Origin of the sequence: Roseovarius dicentrarchi (genome assembly GCF_003316635.1) — a bacterium.
GTDB classification, from domain to species: domain Bacteria; phylum Pseudomonadota; class Alphaproteobacteria; order Rhodobacterales; family Rhodobacteraceae; genus Roseovarius; species Roseovarius dicentrarchi.
On sequence record NZ_QNQP01000002.1, the window covers coordinates 1 to 17774 of the forward strand.

A 17774-nucleotide genomic window follows, 5' to 3' on the forward strand; every position below is an offset into this window, starting at 1 on the left:
ACACTTTCCATCAATATCACCTGCTCATTCCTCCGCGCTATTCGGCGCGGATGCTAACGTCGCAGGTGGGTCAATTTTACTCGCTCATAACCCACCCAAGTGGGTCAATTTTGCATGCCGATTCACACAGAGCACTGACTGGCGCGCTTATACGCTCTCATCGACGGCACAAGTTTCAAGTTCACCTCACTCATTGGGAAAAGTCTGGGCGTTCTCATCTCCAAGGTGGAATGCCAGACAACCATCAATTAGGGATATCGGTGAGCCAACTTTAAGTTTCCCCCCACAAACCAGTAAGACCGCATAGAAGGTAGGCGGTCCTAATTCTCGTTCTGTTGCGCGGTCGTGCTCTTGAGGTAAAACCAATCAGAAGGCGCGTGGTATCGCGTTTATTGCTTTAAGTTTATCGTCGAATGGGGTTCCGGATGAGTAGACCTCTTCATTAAAATCCTCTGCAGCGTGACCCAGGATGTCCATTCTGACCGATTTTTCGATGGATTTATCTGCCTTCAATGTGATGTTTACGTAGTGTCTGAGGCTATGCATCGTAAGATCGTCTGCCGAAGCACCGAGCTGAATTCGACGTGCTTTATCCCAATTATACTTCATTTTTTTTGCAAATTTGGATTTTGCATGGGCGGGACGCAGTTCTGGGAACATAAACTCTTCTCTCACTTTGACCATGTTGAGTTGGTGCCGAATGAGACCAAGAGATACGAGGTGTTCGTGTATTGGCAGCAGCCGTTCACTCTGTATATTTTTTAATCGTCGTTCGGTGTGGGGGGAGATATCCAGGCCCCAGTGCTCACCTTCTTGGATGATTGCCGAAACAGGCATCCCGGCTATCTCTTCGAAGCGTGCACCAGTGTAGTGGATAATCAGTGGGACCCAGTATAGCCCGTCCTGAATGACGTTGTTACCCTTAGCGTGCCGACGCTCTTTCCCTTTGCATCCGGTCCAGATGGGGTGTCTGAACAGCTTTAGGACGTCCTGATGCTTGAAGGCTACGCGCTTGTTCCGAGACCGAGTGTTTTCGGGAACACGAAGTGAGGACGTGTCTATGTCGCGGTCGACGTCTATCTTATCTTGGACACGTGCGTATTTTACGATGGCACCGATCGTATCAAGGTGACGGTTTGAAGTTCCCGCTGATCGGCCCAGCTTGTCATCCGACAATGTCGAGGCACGCGCCGCGACTTCCGGATACGTCAGCGATCTGTCACTTTCGGATTTCAGAAAATTCGCTGGTAAAGATTTCAAAGCATTCATGAAAATCCGGATATGATGTTGTTCAACACGCGTAACCAGTTGCTGATCCGTAATGAAAATGAATAGCTTCACTGACATTCGGCGCCCCAGAGCGGTTTTGTCATCCATGCGACCATCAGCCTGAGCACGCCGTATCGACCGCTCACAGACCCCAGCCAGATCATGCGCGAAGGGTGACGTTTTGGGGCTGCGCTCCAGATCGTGTGTGTCAGTTGAAGCGGCGGCAGCCTGAAACTGCGCATCGAGCAAGGAGTGCGTGATCGGGATTGATATGACCTCCACACCGGACGTCAGGAGTGGTGCCGTTGGCGTAATGGACACTGGCGCATCCGTCGGGGCTTCAGCCGTTACGACCCTCGGTGCATGCGAACCGCTCACTGCAACTTTGGAACGTTGAACAACAAGTTCAGATGCTCGCGCCCTTGCGGCGGCAGTCATGGCAGCAGGCCGATCGGTTACAGCCTCCATGGCTGCAGTGGTCGCGTGAAGATATGCCTCCAGAAGTTGGCTTTCATGCGAAGATGAACGATCTTTAGTTCTTGTCGCAATCGATGCAGCAGCCTTAAAGTGTGGGCGTTTGAGCGAAGACATCACCAATTTATATTGCTGACCATGAATGATCATCGCCATCTCGAGCTCTTCCGGCGTCGAAAATTCAGCTACTCTGTGAATCGGCAGGGTATGAGATAGTCCGTCTTCGGACATTTGGCGCATCACGATGAGACGCATTTCCTCTATTTTCTTGTCGTCGTCCGAAAAGCTTCCGGACATGCGTTTTTTCCGCCGCTGCTTTGTCAGGTCCTGCGTGACTTTTCGGAGGCAATAGTCGAAATAGGCTGCTACGATATCGTCTGGCAGCTCGGTATCAGATCGCAGCAAGCGTTCAAAAATGTCATTCATCTCGTCAGACAACCTCACGGCGATGCGCCTTGCCTCTTGCTCGTTGGTCACACCGAGTGGTATTTGAATTACCATTTTTGATGTGCCCATAACGCGGCGCCGAAAACACCAAGATGACCCGCGAAGCAGAAGATGTGAAGCAGTTTTCATTATTTGACCTCTGGTTGAGGTCGCACAGCCAAGAGAATGTTACGTGTGACATCTTGTGTGACAAGATGTGTGACAAAAAAGACCCAGAACGGAGCCGTTCAAGGGTCTTCTTTAAAATCAGTCACTTAGGAAGAAATTGGCTCCGGCGGTAGGGATCGAACCTACGACCAATTGATTAACAGTCAACTGCTCTACCGCTGAGCTACGCCGGAACACGAGGTGCCGTATAGCAATGGGTCTGGGTGCCGTCCAGTGCCTTTTTGAAAAATTCCCGGTTAAATTTCGTGGGACTCAAATACGGCGTCCATGCGCAATGCGCTTTGAGGGAAAATCCGGTTTTGCTGTGTCAGATCAATCAGATGGGCCAGGACGCTGCGGGTGGCGGCGGGTAGGAGGGTGGCGGGTGTGTCCTGGTAGAGGATTGCGGCCAGTGTCCGCGCGTCGGCCGGTCCGCGTTTGAGCGCTTGGATGATTGCCGTCTCGCGCGTGAGGCGGTGGGCCAGTATCTGCTCGATCCGTGCGACGGCTTGAGTGACCGGCGCGCCGTGGCCGGGGTAGAGGGTATGGGGCCGCCGGGCCGACAGGCGCCTGCAAGACGCCATGTAATCTGACATATCGCCATCTGGCGGGGAGATCAGCGATGTCGCCCATCCCATGACCAGATCGCCGGTCAGGATGGCGTCGCCAATAGCAAAGCACATGTGGTTTCCGAAGTGACCGGGGGTCCAGAGTGCCGCGATGCTCCAATTGTCGCCCTGCACGATCTCTTCATCGGCAAGGCAGATGTCGGGCGCGAATCCGGCGTCCACACCTTCGCCGCCGCCAATGTCCTGACGCGAGGTGGCGGCCAGTTCCTGCATAAGGGCGCTGCGTCCGGCGGTCGCGTCGCCATAGGCCAGAACCGGTGCGCCGGTCAGGGTGGCGAGTGGTCGGGCGAGGGGGGAGTGATCCAGATGGGCATGCGTGACAAGGATATGGCTGATATGCTGATCTGGCCCGACCGCGGCCCGAATGGCCGCAAGATGGGCGGGGTCTGCCGGACCCGGATCGATGACTGCCAGACCTTTGCTGCCGACCAGATAGGTATTGGTGCCATGCAGGGTCATGGACGACGGGTTTGGCGCCAGGATGCAGCGCAGACCGGGGGCGAGCGTGACCGGAAGGCCCGGCGTCGGGGCGATGTCGGGTGTGTGCTGGGGCATGGGGTTACTCTCCGGGGCTGCTTCGAAAACAGGTCTGAAAAAGTGGTAACGCGGTGCCCGTGCGCCGTCCATCGCGCAGAGATGACATGCGCTTGCGCATGGATCGCGCGCCGGCCTAGTCTGGCACATGATGTTCCGCTGGCTCAAACGCTATATGCCGCGCAGCCTGTATGGCCGCGCCTTTCTGATCCTGCTGCTGCCGGTGATATCGCTGTTGCTGGTGGTCTCTGTCGTTTCGGCGCAGCGATTGTTCGAAGGGGTGACGCGGCAGATGACCGTGTCTGCCGCGCGCGAGGTCCAGCTTTTGCTGGATGCCGACGATCCCGCGCCGATGGCCAGCGCGCTGTCCATCGCAATGCGACCCGCCGGCGACGAAGAGGTGCCCGCGGCCCATGTGCGGACATGGTATGACGTGACCGGCTATGTCCTGATATCCGAGCTTGAGGCGCAACTGCCTGAACTTTTGGCAGTTGACCTGTCCCATCCGCGCTTTGCCGCGCTTTATTTGAAAGACGAGGATGGACCGGTGCGCATGACATTGGATCGGCGCCGGTTCTCCGCATCCAACCCACACCAGCTATTTGTTAATATGCTGTTTTTCGGGATATTGATGACGCTGATTGCGTATGTCTATTTGCGCAATCAGCTTCGGCCCATCACCCGGCTGGCCCGCGCCGCCGAGGCATTTGGGCGCGGGCGCACCGTGCCGTATCGACCGTCCGGCGCGAACGAGGTGCGCGCGGCGGGCAGTGCCTTTCTGGACATGCGCGCGCGGATTGATCGCCAGATTGAGCAGCGCACCCTGATGCTGTCAGGCGTCAGCCATGATCTGCGCACGCCGTTGACACGGCTGAAGCTGAGCCTTGAGATGCTGGATGACCAAGAGGAGCGGGAGCCGATGCTGCGCGATGTGCGCGACATGGAAAAGCTTCTGGATGCCTTCCTTGATTTTGCCCGCGGCGCCGCCGAGGGCGAGGCCGCGCCGGTGGATCCTGCCGCGCTGGTGCGCCGCATCGTGGACGATTGCGCGCGCAGCCAGATCCCCGTGACGCTGCACGAGATCTCGGGCAGTGGCACTGTCCCGCTGCGCCCGGTCGCGATCCGGCGTGCGGTGGACAACCTGATCGGCAATGCCGTGCGGTATGGCACGCGCGCCGAGGTGTCGATGACGTTGAGCGACCGCGCGCTTCGTATTCGAATCGAGGATGACGGGCCGGGCATTCCCGAGGATCGCATCGAAGAGGCGCTGCGCCCGTTCACACGGTTGGAGCCGTCGCGCAATCAGGACAAGGGGCCGGGCGTGGGGCTTGGCCTGTCGATCGCCATGGATATCGCGCGGGCGCATGGGGGCAGCTTGCGCCTGAGCCGGTCGCCGCGCCTTGGCGGGTTATGCGCCGATCTGGTGATCGGGCGATGACGGCTGCGTCCTGGGCGAGAATTTTCGCGAAAATTCTGCGCGCGCCGCTGCTGCCATGTGCAAAAACATGCGCAGATTATCGTTGCGGGCCGGTGCCGGATCGCATTTCATATGCGCGGGTTGCAGTGGCCCGGATATTTGAGCGATCTGCATGACACGGCGGAACATACAGGCACCCGGTGCGCCACTCATTCACCTGCAAATGGTGCGCGGCGCGCCGGTGCTGGGGGCCTGCCTGACTGGGCGTCTGGTCCAAAGCTGCCCGGCGGCATCGGCAGGCTGTCTGCCGACTGGCACTGGGACGGATCAACGTTGGTGGCGTCTGTCGATCCGGATGGGTTTCACAGCCTGTTCGTCTATTCCAAGGGGGATGCGGTCATGCTGTCGCCGTCGCTCCTGGCATTGGTGGCGGCTGGCGCGGACCCTGCGGTGGACCACCGCGCGTTGGCAGTGTTTCACCGCATTGGCGTTTTCATCAATGACGACACGCCACTATCCCATATCCGCACCTTGCCGCCGGGCGGCAGGCTGAACTGGCATGATGGCCGCCTGACCATAACCGGCGGCGCGGCGATCCCGCGGGCGCAGACAATCACCCGCGAGGATGCCGTTGACGGGATGATCAGCCTGTTTCGGCAATCCATGCAGCGTATCCTGGCGGCGCATGACGGCCCGCTGACGCTGCCGCTCAGCGGTGGGCGCGACTCGCGGCATATTCTGCTTGAGATGCTGCATCAGGACCGCCGCCCGCGCGCCTGCGTGACGTTTCACCACAACGGCGCACTTATGAACGCCGAGGCGCTGGCCGCCCGCGCTGTTACCACCCGCGCGGGCGTGCGGCACGACGTGCTGGGCCATGCGCGCCCCCGCCTTGCCGATGCGCTGCGGGTGATGGTCAAAACCAGCCTCTGCGCCGATGAGCACGCGCAGATGATGCCGCTGCATGACTACATGCTGGGGGTGGGCGGCGCCGCGTTTGACGGGATCGCCGGTGACATCCTGACCAATCCCGACAACGACGCCGAAGCGTTCTATCGCCTGGCCGAAAAGGGCGACTTCGCCGGGATCGCGCGGGGCATGATGTCGGGCCACGCGCGGGTCATCTCGCGGCCAGACTGGGGGCAGGGTGCAGGCCCGCTTTATTCGCCGGGAATGGATGAGCAGGTGGAGGCGTATATCGGCGCCGCCATCGCGCAATACGCGGATGCGCCGGACCCCTATCAGATGTTCTGGATGTATCACCGCACCCGGCGCGAGATTAACTTTGTCCCCCAAGCCATTATGGCGCCTGCAAATCCTGTCTTTTGCCCCTATCTAGACCCCGATTTTGTCCGCTTTTGCCTGTCGCTGCCTTACAGCGTCACGCGCGACCAGATGCTGCATGATGACGCGATCGCGCGGGCTTATCCGGGTTATGCGGACATTCCCTTTGCCGCTGGTTTCCGCGCGCCCCCGGCGCGTTCCGGCACGCTGGCGCACAAGCTGCGCAGCGCCGCCGATGTGTGGCGCATCACCGCAGGTCTGGGCCGCGAGGCACGCGCCCAGCGCGCGGCGTTTTTGCGACCGCCGCCGCAACTGCACCGCGCGCCTGATACAGCGCTGCGGCTGCACGCGCTCTGCCTTGATGGGCTGGATGCGACACGCGCGCAGGCCCTGCTGGATCTGGCCGAACGGCTGGAGCGGTCGCGGCCGCGGCGCCTTGTTTCTGACGCGATCTGAGGGGGGCAATATGTTGACCCGCATCGCCCGGCGCCTGTCTGACGCGCAGTATCAGCGTAAACGGCGCACATTCTTTCGTCGGTCGTTCGATCCGCACGCATCGCGCCGTCTGCTGCTGCTGGCTGTCAATCACCGTATTCCGCAGAGCCAACTCTTTCCGTTTCACTATTATGCGGACGCGTTTCGCACTGATCTGGATGTCGATATTCGGGAGATCCCGGTTGATGAATACCTTAATGCTAAGCATTTGAATGGCGCCACAACGGTCTGTTTTCAAACGCATTTCGATATATCAGATGATGCGCTTCTGCATTTGGTGGCAGAGCTGCGCCGCCGCAATCCCGGTGCGCGGCTGGTCTATCTGGACTGGTTCGCCCCAACCGATCTGCGGCTGGCCGAACGCATCGGCCCATTGGTTGATGCCTATGTCAGCAAACATCTGCTGCGCGATATGGGGCAATATGGCCAGCCGACCTTCGGTGATACCACGTTGATGGATTATTACGGCAGGGTGCATAACTTGATGCATGACATGAAGACATTCCCGGTATCTACGGAATTCAAAGAAAAATTATACTTGGGACCGTCCTTTGTCACTGCTGATTTCATGCTGCCTGTCTTTGATCGCGGCATCGCGCCGTCGGGGCCGCGGCCGATAGAGTTGCATGCGCGTATCGCTGTGGAGGGCACGCCATGGTATCGCGCCATGCGTCAGGGCTGCGCCGACGCGGTGGCGGGGTTGCGCGATGTGGAGTGCGTCACCGGCTTTGGCATTCGGCACGATCTGTTCCTGCGCGAGCTGCGCCGCTCGAAAATCTGCTTCAGCCCGTTTGGCTATGGCGAGGTGTGCTGGCGCGATTACGAGGCCATCATGTGCGGGGCTGTCTTGCTGAAGCAGGACACCAGCCATGTTGCCACCGCGCCGGACATCTTTGAGGCGTTTGAAACATATGTTCCGGTCAAGTGGGACCTGTCGGACCTGCCGCAGCAGGTTGCCTGGCTGCTGCGCGACAAGGCGGCGCGCACACGCATTGCCGGCGCGGCGTTTGACAGGCTGCACAGCTACGCCCGCACGCGCGCTTTTGTAGGTCAGATGGCGCCGGCGCTATTTCCGGACGCGCCATGACCGCGCCCGTCGATGCCGTTGTCATAGGCCGCAACGAAGGCGCGCGTCTGATCGCATGCCTTGCGTCGCTGGACGGGCAGGTGCGGCGGATCATCTATGTGGACAGCGGCAGCACCGATGGCAGCATCGATGCCGCACGGCGCATGGGCGCGCAGGTGGTCACGCTGGACACTTGCCAGCCGTTTACCGCCGCACGTGCGCGCAATGCCGGACTTGCGCAGACAGGTGCGCCTTTCGTGCAATTTGTCGATGGGGATTGCCGGGTGCAGCCTGGCTGGATTGCCGCCGCCTGCGCCCATCTGAAGGCGCATCCTGATCTGGCGGTCGTCTGCGGACGCCGCCGCGAGATTGCGCCGGAGGCCAGCATTTACAATCGCTTGTGTGACATCGAGTGGGATACGCCCATCGGCGCTGCGCGCGCGTGCGGCGGCGATGCGATGATGCGCCGCGCGCCTGTGCAGGATGCTGGCGGCTTCACCGATACGCTCATCGCGGGGGAGGAGCCGGACCTGTGCCTGCGCCTGCGCGCCGCCGGATGGGGTATCTGGCGGCTGGACGCCGAAATGACGCTGCATGATGCCAACATCACGCGGTTTTCCGAATGGTGGCGCCGCAGCCGCCGGGCCGGATATGCCTATGCCGAAGGGGCTGCACGCTACGGCGCGCCGCCTGAGCGGCACTGGGTTGCACAGCTGCGCCGCGCGCTGATCTGGGGGATGGGTGCGCCGGTGCTGATTGTACTGCTGGCGTTGATCTGGTGGCCTGCCGCAGCCCTGCTGCTGATCTATCCGGCGCAAGTCATCCGCCTGTGGCGGCGCAGTGGTGATTGCGGCTGGGCGCTGTTCACGGTGCTGGGAAAATTTGCCGAGGCGGGCGGCGCGCTGCGATATTATATGCGCCGGATGCGCGGCGGGCGGGCGCGGCTGATCGAATATAAATAGCGCTATCGCTGCCGCCAGGCCCGCCATATCAGCCCCGGCAGTATGGCGAAACAGCGCGCATAGCGCGGCATCATGCGGCGCGGCGCGCTCAGCGCCCGCCACAGCCACTCCATCGCCAGACCGCGCATCCAGCGCGGCGCGCGGCGCTGATGACCGGCCAAAAAATCAAGGCCCGCGCCAAAGCAGGCAAACCCGACAGACGGCGCCAGCGCCGCCCCGCGCGCCGCCAGCATTTCCTGCCTGGGCGCGCCAAGGGCCAGAAAACACAGGCCCGCGCCCGATGCCTCAAGATCGCGCAACACTTCGGCCACCTGTGGACCCTGCGGATCAAACCCCATCGGCGGCGCCAGACGGAACGCGACCGCCAGCCCCGGCACCAGCTTGCGCAAATGCGCCTCCGCAGCTTGCAGGACGTCTTCGGTGCTGCCGATCATCGCGATCGCGCGGCCCTCTTCTGTGGCCAGCCGCGCCAGCGGCACCACCAGATCCGACCCCGGCATCAGCTGAACCGGCTGCCGCGCCAGCCGCGACAGCCAGACAATGGGCCGCCCGTCCGCAACAATAATGTCCATCGCCGCGTAGGCTCTGGCAAACTGCGCATCGCTGCCGATCCGGGCCATGTGATCCAGATTGACCGTGGCCAGCCGGAAGCCTTCGCCATCGCGCAAGCGCGTCCTCACCGTACGTTCCAGCGCCGCGCGCGCCCTGTGGGTGATGCGGACCTTGCGCCCGTTATGCGTGATCAGTGCCATGGATGCGCCTTTGACGTATACCCCTGCATAGCCTGCAAAAACGCCCGGTGCCAAGAGCGCACGACGCGCGACAACTGCCGCACGCCGTGCTAGACAGACGCGCAACGCCACTTGCCGGATGCCGGATGCCCAACACGCTCGCCTATATCATGCTGATGGTCTGGCCGCTGGCCTGCGTCCTGCTGTGCCGCCGCCTGCCGCCCGAGCGGGCGATTATCTGGTGCATTCTGGGCGGCTACCTTTTGTTGCCGCCGGTCGCGGGCTTTGATCTGCCGCTGGTGCCGGAAATGAACAAGACCTCCATCCCCAACATCACCGCATTTCTGCTTTGCGTTTTCTATCTCAAGCGGCGCGTGTCCTTTTGGCCGGAAAACTGGGCCATGCGCCTGCTTGTACTTGGGTTTCTGCTGGGCGTGATTCCCACGGTGCTGACCAATGGCGACGCGATCAGGTTTACCTTGCTGGGGCAAACGGCGCCGATCGTGTTTTCAACCGCGTCGCTGCCCGGTCTGGGCCTGCGCGATCTGCTGTCCGTGATGGTGGCGCAAGTCATCGTGCTGCTGCCGTTCTTTCTGGGCCGGAGCCTCCTCAGCACCGAAACCGGCCTGCGCGAGCTGCTTTTGGCGCTGGTGGTCGGAGCGTTGATTTACTCCATCCCGGCGCTGATCGAAATTCGCCTGAGCCCGCAGATCAACACATGGGTTTACGGGTTTTTTCAGCACGATTTCGAACAGATGATGCGTCAGGGCGGATTTCGTCCCATCGTATTTCTGCCCCACGCCTTGTTGCTGGCCTTTTTCGTGATGAGCGCGGCGATGGCGGCGCTGGCGCTGGGGCGCGGTGCGCCCGCGCCCCGGCGTTGGCGCGCGTTCGGATGCGCGGCCTATCTGCTGATTCTGCTGATCCTGTGCAAAAGCATGGCATCGGTCGCCTATGCAATGGTGCTGGCGCCGGTCATCTTGTTTGCGACGCCCCGCGTGCAGATGCGGCTGGCGCTGGTTTTCGCATTGGTGGCAATGATTTACCCGATGCTGCGCAATTATGACGTCATTCCAACCAATGACATTCTGGCCCAGGCCGAGGCGATCAATCCGGACCGCGCGCAATCGCTGGGGTATCGCTTTGACAACGAAGAGCAACTTCTTGACAGAGCGGATAAAAAACCGCTCTTTGGGTGGGGCGGATGGGGCCGCAACCTGGTCCGTGACAAACAGACGGGGCGTATCCTGACCATTCCGGACGGGGAATGGATCATCGTATTCGGCACGTTCGGCTGGGTGGGCTACATCGCGCAAATGGGTCTGCTCGGCGGGCCGCTGATCCTGCTTTGGTGGGGGATGCCGCGCAAGTCGCGCCAGCCCTTGCCGCCATACGCGGCACCTGTTGCGCTGCTTTTGGCGATCACGATGATGGATATGCTGTTGAACGCGATCCTGACGCCCTACACTTGGCTGATGGCCGGCGCGATCCTCGGCACCTGCGAGCGTGTGGGCCAGAAAACAGTCGCACCAGCGTTGGTGTCCAAAGCGCCCCGGCGCAGGGTTCTGATTGGGCAGGTCGACACCCCTGATTCCCGCATACGTTGAACCTGTGTTTCGGCTATATCGTTAAGCGAGAGCGTTGATTCTACGTGGAAAATGGCAAAAATAGGTCATTGTTTCCAGATTCAGGCCAATCTGTTTCCCGTACAGGATTTGTCGCAAGGGCCGAGCCAGTCACAATGATAACACATTGCAGGAAAATATCGCAATGACAGTAGGTTGAGTAGTTAAGTTGATCTTCTCCCGGAAAACAATGCTTCGTGATCTGACGCTTATCAAATAGAGTTTAGTCGCCTCGCTTGTATATTTCGGGGTGTGTGAAGGTTGGCAAGTGACATGGAAAATACCGCGCAGAGCGTCAAGAGTGCAGCCCGGCCTGTTTCGGGTGATATCGCCATTGTTGGTATGGCCCTTGATGTGCCGGGCGCGGGGGACGTTGCCACCTTCTGGCATAACCTGTCGAACGGAGTTGAAAGCATCACGCGCCTCGACCGTGACGCCTTGATCGCGGCAGGCGAGGATCCGGCGAAAATAGCGCAGAAAAACTATGTCCCTGCTGCTGCGCCCTTGGCCGGGTACGCGGATTTTGACGCCGAATTCTTTGGCTTTGGCCCCAAGGACGCGGCCATTCTGGATCCGCAGCACCGCAAGTTCCTTGAGGTGACATGGGCCGCGATGGAGCAGGCCGGCCACGCGCCGCGCGGTTTTCCGGGGCGCATCGGGGTCTATGCCGGGTGCGGCATGGGCAGCTATTTTTACTTCAACATTTGCTCAAACCCCGATCTGGTGGACGATGTGGGCATGTTCCTGTTGCGCCATACCGGCAACGACAAGGATTTCATGGCCACGCGCGTCAGCCATGTGTTCGATCTGAAAGGCCCCAGCGTGAACATGCAGACGGCGTGCAGTACTTCGCTGGTTGCTGTTCATTATGCGCGTCAGGCGTTGATGAATGGTGAATGCGACATGGCGCTTGCGGGCGGGGTCACGATAGAATTGCCGCAGGGCCGCGGCTACCTGTTCAAGGAAAACGAAATTCTGTCGCCTGACGGCCACTGCCATGCCTTCGATCACCGCGCGCAAGGCACCGTTTTCGGCAGCGGCGCGGGCGCTGTTGCCCTGCGCCGGCTGGAGGATGCGGAGGCGGACGGCGATCATATCTGGGCTGTCATCAAAGGCACGGCCATCAACAATGACGGTGCCGCCAAGGCCGGGTATCTGGCGCCCAGCGTCGAAGGGCAGGCGGCCGCGATCCGCGCCGCACTGGACAACGCCGGCACCGCGCCCGAAAGCATCGGCTATATCGAATGTCACGGCACCGGCACCTATCTGGGCGACCCGATCGAGGTGGCCGCACTGACGCAGGCGCATGACAGCATCCAACGCGGATATTGCCGCATCGGATCGGTCAAAACCAACATTGGCCATCTGGACACGGCTGCCGGCGTGGTTGGCCTGATTAAAACGGCCCTTTCGCTGCACCACCGCAAGATCGTGCCCAGCCTCGGATTTGAGGCGCCGAACCCGGCGATTGATTTTGAAAACAGCCCCTTTCGGGTGGCCGATCGTCTGATGGACTGGCCCTCGGATACGCCGCGCCGTGCGGCGGTCAATTCGCTGGGCGTCGGCGGCACCAACGCGCATGTCATTCTGGAACAGGCGCCGACGCGGCCAGCGTCGGAGGATGGTGATTTCCCGTTTCAGATCATAACGCTGTCGGCCAAATCCAAAGCAGCACTTGAAGAAAGCGCCGCCGCCCTCGCGGCCCATTTGCGCGCCCATCCAAATCAACCGCTGGCCGATGTTGCCTACAGCCTCAAGAATGGACGCCATGCCTTTGACAAAAGGCGTGTTCTGGTGGCCGAGACCCATGATGAAGCGGCGCGCCTGCTGGAGACGAACGACCCCTTGCGCGTCTTTAACCACGAAGCTCTGGCCGCCGCGCCCGAGCTGGTGTTCATGTTTCCGGGCGGCGGCGCGCAATACCCCGGAATGGCCCGCGATCTGTATGAGACAGAGCCGGTCTTTGCCGAGTGGATGGATCGGGGGCTGGATCATCTTCAGCCGCAGTTGGATTATGACATCCGCGCGCTCTGGCTGCCGGAGGCGGAGGGCGTGGCTGCGGCCACGGAGGCGCTGAAAAAGCCGTCCGTACAGCTGCCGCTTATCATGATTACCGAATACGCGCTGGCGCAGCTGTGGCTGGGATGGGGCGTGCGGCCGGCGGCGCTGGTCGGCCATTCGATGGGCGAGAATACCGCCGCTTGTCTGGCGGGCGTCATGTCCTTCGAGGATTGCATTGATCTGGTCCTGATGCGCGGACGCCTGTTCGATACGGTTCCTGCGGGCGGAATGCTGAGCGTATCGCTGCCCCAGCGAGAGCTGGCGCCGCTGATCGGCGATGATCTGGACATTGCCAGCGTCAACGCGCCGGGCCTGTGCGCCGTTTCGGGCCCGCAGGCGGCGCTGGACGCGCTGGCCGCGCGCTTGCAAGGCCAAGACGTCGAATTTCAACGCGTTGCCATCGACATTGCTGCCCATTCGCGCATGCTGGACGGTATCCTGCCCGCGTTTCGCGCGCATTTGCAGACCATGGATCTAAGCGCGCCGCAGATCCCGTTCATGTCGAACCGCAGTGGCACCTATATCACCGACGCCGAGGCAACCGATCCCGAATACTGGGTGGAGCAGCTGCGCCATACCGTGCATTTCGCGCAGTGCATCGACACGCTGTCAGACGCGCCGCGCGTCTTTCTGGAGGTGGGGCCGGGCCGGGCGCTGGCGTCGCTGGCGCAGATGGGCGCGGGGGTCAGGCCGGGGCAGGTGCTCAGCACGTTGCGCCATCCCGATCATGCGATGCCGGATGACGCTTATTTTCTGGGCGTCATCGGCCGCCTTTGGGCCTGCGGGATCGAGGCGGACTGGGATCAGATCTGGGGCGAGGCGCGGCGCAATCGCGTGGTGTTGCCCGGCTACCCGTTCCAGCGCAGCCGATATTTCATCGAGCCGGGCAAGGCGGCCAGCGCGGCGCAGCCGATCGCGCGGCAGGATGATATCAGCCGCTGGGGCGCCGCGCCGCGCTGGACACCGGCCTATGCCGATTGCGATCTGGACACGGCGGAGGGGCTGGGCGCGCCGCTGACATGGCTGTTTTTCGTGGATGCCGCCGGAATTGCGGCGCAGGTGGCGGCGCGGCTGGCGGGTGCGGGGCACATTGTCACAACAGTCCGGTCGGGTGACAGTTTCCAGCGGCGCGGCGAGGGGGATTATATCCTGTCCCCCGAACAGGGCCGGAAGGGGACGAGGCGCTGTTGTCTGCGCTGGCCGGGGACGGACGTCTGCCGCAGCGCATCGCGCATTTCTGGGGCGTCACCACGACAGAGACGTTCCGCCCCGGCAGCAGCTTTTTCGACCGCAACATGGAGCATGGCCTGCACAGCCTTATCCACCTGGCGCAAGCCATGGGCGCGGTGCAGATGCCCGAGTGCCACCTGAGCGTGATCACGACCGGCGCGACCAATGCAGGCGGCAGCGGGCTGGACTACCCCGAAAAGGCCTGCGCACTGGGTCCGGTCGGGGTTATTCCGCGCGAATTTCCCGGCGTGACCGCATCCTTGCTGGATATTGAGGCGCCGCAGTCTGCGCCGCGCGGGGGGCGCCGCCGCAAGGCGCCCGCGCCCGCGCCTGATCTGGCCCGGCGCCTGCTGGAGGATCTGCTGGCCACACCCGCAAACGCCATCGCCGCCTATCGCGGCGACCGGCGCCTGATGCAGGTGTTGCGCCCGGCCCCGCTGGAGCCTGCCGCGCAGGGCGCGCCCGTTTGGCAGTCCGGCGGTCTTTATATGATCACCGGCGGGTTTGGCGGCATCGGTCTGAGCATTGCGCGCGATATGGCAGCGAGGGCCGGCGCGCATGTGGTGCTGCTGTCGCGCAGCAGGCTGCCCGAACGCGCGCTTTGGGACCAGCAGACCGGGCGCAGCGCGCGCCGCATTTCCGCCATCCGCGAGATCGAGGCGCTTGGCGGCACCGTCACCACGTTGGTCGCGGATGTCACTGATCTGGTGCAAATGCAGAAGGTCGCGCAGACGCTGGGCCGGATGGGCAAGCTGTCGGGCATCATTCATGCCGCCGGCGTGATTGATGACGCCCCCATACTGGCAAAAAATGCAGGAACGGTGCAGGCGGTTCTGGCGCCGAAAATCGCGGGTCTGCGCGTGCTGGATACTGTGTTCCCCGATGGCGCTGCCGATCTGCTGGTGCTGTTTTCATCAACCAGCACGATCACCACGCCGGCCGGGCAGGTCGATTATGTGGCCGCCAACGCCTACCTGGACGCGGTTGCGCAGGCACGGCAGGGTGGCAAAACGCGGGTTCTGGCGGTGAACTGGGGTGTCTGGGCGGATACCGGCATGGCCGCCGACGCGATGGCGCGCCGGATGGGCGACACCGGCGATGATGCATATCCGCTGGCGCAGCCCATGCTGCGCAGCGTTTCGGGCGACGACGGCGATCAGACCTTTGGCCTGACCTTGTCCGCGCGGGATGATTGGGTGCTGGACGGGCACCGCCTGAAAAACGGTCAGGCGCTGTTGCCCGGCACCGCCGTGATCGAACTGGTCGCCGAGGCGATGGCGGCGGGCGGTGCCTTCCGCCCGTTCGAGCTGCGCGATCTTTATTTCCTGCGCCCGTTTGACGTGGCGGAGGGTGTGGCCCAATCGGGGCAGTTGCGCCTGCGCGGCACAGGCGACAATCAGACGCTATCGCTGCACCGCGCCGCCGAGGCGGGCGGGCACAGCGGCTGGCTGCGCACCGCCGAGGCGCGGCTGCATCCGCTGGCGGCACCGGCGCCGCGCATTGACCCGGCGCAGATCGCGGCCCGCTGCGGCGATGCCGCGTGCGCGCCCTACCTGTCACCGCAGGAGGCGCATCTGACCTTCGGGGCGCGCTGGCACGTGGTGCAAAGCGCCGCGATGACGGGGGCCGAGGGGCTGGCCACGCTGGCATTGCCGGACGCCTTTCGAGGGGATCTGGCGGCGGGATATCTGGCACATCCCGCGCTGCTGGACCTTGCCACCGGATGGGCCGTTGCGCTGCATGCGGGGTATGATCCGGCGGATCTATGGGTGCCGGCGGGCTATGCCGCGCTGCGTGTCTATCGCCCGCTGCCGGGCGAAATCATCAGCCGGGTGCGGCTGGCACCCGGCGCGGATGCGGGTACGGCGGTGTTTGACATCACGCTGGCCACGCCGGATGGCGCCGTGCTGTTGATGGCCGAGGGGTTCCGCATGCGGCGGCTGGACCGCAGCGCGCTGGCCGGGATCGGCGCGCCGCCCGCCCCCGGCGATATCGTGCCGGACATGGCGGAGGCTCCCGCGCCGCTCTCTGCTGCCGAGGCGCGGCTTTTGCGCCATATCGCCCAAGGCATCACCGCAAAAGAAGGCGCCGAGGCGCTGCGCCGGGCGCTTGCCTCTGGCGCGCCGCAGATGGCCATTTCGCCGCTGGACCTGAACGCGCTGAAGGCCGAGGCCGCCGCCGCGCCCGATGCGGCACCATCGGGCCAGAGCTTCGAGCGCCCGCAACTGGATGGCGACTATGTGCCGCCCGAAGGCGCCACCGAAACGGCGCTGGCGGATATCTGGTCCAGCCTTCTGGGCATTGCCGAGGTCGGGGCCGAGGACAGCTTTTTCGACCTTGGCGGGCATTCGCTGCTGGCGGTACGGTTGTTTGCGCAGGTCCGGCAGCGCTTTGGCGTTGATTTTCCGCTATCGCTGCTGTTCGAGGCGCCCAGCATCCGCGCGCTGGCGCAACGCATCGAGGCGCAGGCAGGCCCGATCGCGCCGGATGTTGCCACCGACAGCAGCGCAGCGGCAGATCAGCCAGCCGCGCCGCGCCATCTGGTGCCGCTGCACCCGGACATGAGCGGCCCGCGCACGCCGTTTTTCATCGTCGCGGGCATGTTCGGCAACGTGCTGAACCTGCGCCAGCTGGCGCTGCTGGTCGGGCAGGGGCGGCCCGTGTGGGGCCTTCAGGCGCGCGGCCTGATCGGCGACAGCGCGCCGCATGAAACAATGGAAGCCGCCGCCGCAGATTATATTGCCGAAATTCGCGGGGTGCAGCCCGAAGGGCCCTATTACCTTGGCGGTTTTTCCGGCGGCGGGCTGATCGCGTACGAGATGGCCCAGCAACTGCGCGCAGCAGGGCAGGAGGTGGGCGTTCTGGCATTGCTCGATACGCCGCTGCCGGTGCGCCCCAGCCTGACGCGCGCTGACAAGGCGCTGATAAAGCTGCATGAATTGCGCCGTAATGGGCCGCGTTACCTGCTGGACTGGGCGCGCGACCGTGCCGCGTGGGAGCTGTCGAAGCGCCGCGGCACCGCAGGCGCCGCGCAGGACAGCGCCAGCTTCAACAATGCAGCGGTCGAGGCGGCGTTCCGCCGCGCCGCCGCCGCCTATACGCCCCGCCGCTGGGACGGCCCGATCACGCTGCTGCGCCCCAAGCTGGACCGCCATTGGCAGGTCACGGGCGGCAACTGGGTCAGCGCGGCGCGCGAATATGTGTTCGACGACAATCAATGGACCCGCCACGCGCCGGGCATCGACGTGATCGAAGTGCCGGGCGACCATGATGGCATGGTTCTGGTGCCGAATGTCGGTGTGCTGGCCGGTCATCTGAACGCCATCCTGACAGCGGCGGATCTGTCGGCGGCGGGCGGCGACAGGTCGGCCTGGGCCGCACAGAGCGCGGCGGAGTGACAGCC

At 62.8% G+C, this 17774-nt stretch carries 8 protein-coding genes, 1 tRNA gene and 1 pseudogene; 6 read left to right on the forward strand and 4 right to left on the reverse strand.

Annotated elements, in window-relative coordinates; translation table 11 throughout:
- Positions 1-366: 366 nt before the first annotated feature.
- From DQ230_RS01455 to DQ230_RS01465, 3 genes are all read right to left on the reverse strand, one after another.
- Positions 367-2259 carry a site-specific integrase gene (locus DQ230_RS01455; RefSeq protein WP_203227977.1) on the reverse strand — a complete coding sequence of 631 codons (1893 nt, stop codon included), beginning with the start codon at positions 2257-2259 and terminating at the stop codon, positions 367-369.
- A gap of 197 nt (positions 2260-2456) precedes the next feature.
- A tRNA-Asn gene (locus DQ230_RS01460) sits at positions 2457-2531 on the reverse strand.
- A 63-nt stretch (positions 2532-2594) separates the two neighbouring features.
- The gene (locus DQ230_RS01465; protein WP_113910731.1) at positions 2595-3521 is read right to left on the reverse strand and encodes an MBL fold metallo-hydrolase; all 927 of its coding nucleotides are present in this window, start codon (positions 3519-3521) and stop codon (positions 2595-2597) included.
- A gap of 127 nt (positions 3522-3648) precedes the next feature.
- Here DQ230_RS01465 and DQ230_RS01470 point away from each other — a divergent pair, with 127 nt between their 5' ends.
- The 4 genes from DQ230_RS01470 (at position 3649) to DQ230_RS01485 (ending at position 8724) form a co-directional block, all read left to right on the forward strand.
- Positions 3649-4938: an ATP-binding protein gene (locus DQ230_RS01470; protein WP_113910732.1), complete on the forward strand. Its 1290-nt coding sequence runs from the start codon at positions 3649-3651 to the stop codon at positions 4936-4938.
- A 315-nt stretch (positions 4939-5253) separates the two neighbouring features.
- Positions 5254-6657 (forward strand): asparagine synthase-related protein, encoded by a 1404-nt coding sequence (locus DQ230_RS01475; protein ID WP_162497334.1) that lies wholly within the window; start codon positions 5254-5256, stop codon positions 6655-6657.
- Between the two features lie 10 nt (positions 6658-6667).
- Positions 6668-7783: a glycosyltransferase gene (locus tag DQ230_RS01480; protein ID WP_113910734.1), complete on the forward strand. Its 1116-nt coding sequence runs from the start codon at positions 6668-6670 to the stop codon at positions 7781-7783.
- On the forward strand, positions 7780-8724 hold the full coding sequence (locus DQ230_RS01485; RefSeq protein WP_113910735.1) for a glycosyltransferase family 2 protein: 945 nt from the start codon (positions 7780-7782) through the stop codon (positions 8722-8724). The genes DQ230_RS01480 and DQ230_RS01485 overlap by 4 nt, the downstream gene beginning before the upstream one ends.
- Positions 8725-8726: 2 nt before the next feature.
- Here DQ230_RS01485 and DQ230_RS01490 read toward each other — a convergent pair whose 3' ends face one another.
- A complete protein-coding gene (locus DQ230_RS01490; RefSeq protein WP_113910736.1) occupies positions 8727-9476 on the reverse strand; it encodes a WecB/TagA/CpsF family glycosyltransferase in 750 nt (249 codons plus the stop codon).
- 125 nt (positions 9477-9601) lie between these two features.
- Between DQ230_RS01490 and DQ230_RS01495 the strand changes: the two genes are divergently transcribed.
- Complete coding sequence (locus DQ230_RS01495) at positions 9602-11062, forward strand: hypothetical protein (protein WP_113910737.1); 1461 nt, start codon at positions 9602-9604, stop codon at positions 11060-11062.
- A 291-nt stretch (positions 11063-11353) separates the two neighbouring features.
- A pseudogene (locus tag DQ230_RS01500) lies at positions 11354-17769 on the forward strand (type I polyketide synthase).
- The last annotated feature ends 5 nt before the right edge of the window (positions 17770-17774 follow it).

What these genes read in the sequence shown, in the direction of transcription:
- DQ230_RS01470 (WP_113910732.1), top strand. Translation starts at nt 3,649, where the DNA reads ATGATGTTCCGCTGGCTCAAACGCTATATGCCGCGCAGCCTGTATGGC.
- DQ230_RS01465 (WP_113910731.1), bottom strand. Translation starts at nt 3,521, where the DNA reads ATGCCCCAGCACACACCCGACATCGCCCCGACGCCGGGCCTTCCGGTC.
- DQ230_RS01455 (WP_203227977.1), bottom strand. Translation starts at nt 2,259, where the DNA reads ATGGGCACATCAAAAATGGTAATTCAAATACCACTCGGTGTGACCAAC.
- DQ230_RS01485 (WP_113910735.1), top strand. Translation starts at nt 7,780, where the DNA reads ATGACCGCGCCCGTCGATGCCGTTGTCATAGGCCGCAACGAAGGCGCG.
- DQ230_RS01495 (WP_113910737.1), top strand. Translation starts at nt 9,602, where the DNA reads ATGCCCAACACGCTCGCCTATATCATGCTGATGGTCTGGCCGCTGGCC.
- DQ230_RS01490 (WP_113910736.1), bottom strand. Translation starts at nt 9,476, where the DNA reads ATGGCACTGATCACGCATAACGGGCGCAAGGTCCGCATCACCCACAGG.
- DQ230_RS01480 (WP_113910734.1), top strand. Translation starts at nt 6,668, where the DNA reads ATGTTGACCCGCATCGCCCGGCGCCTGTCTGACGCGCAGTATCAGCGT.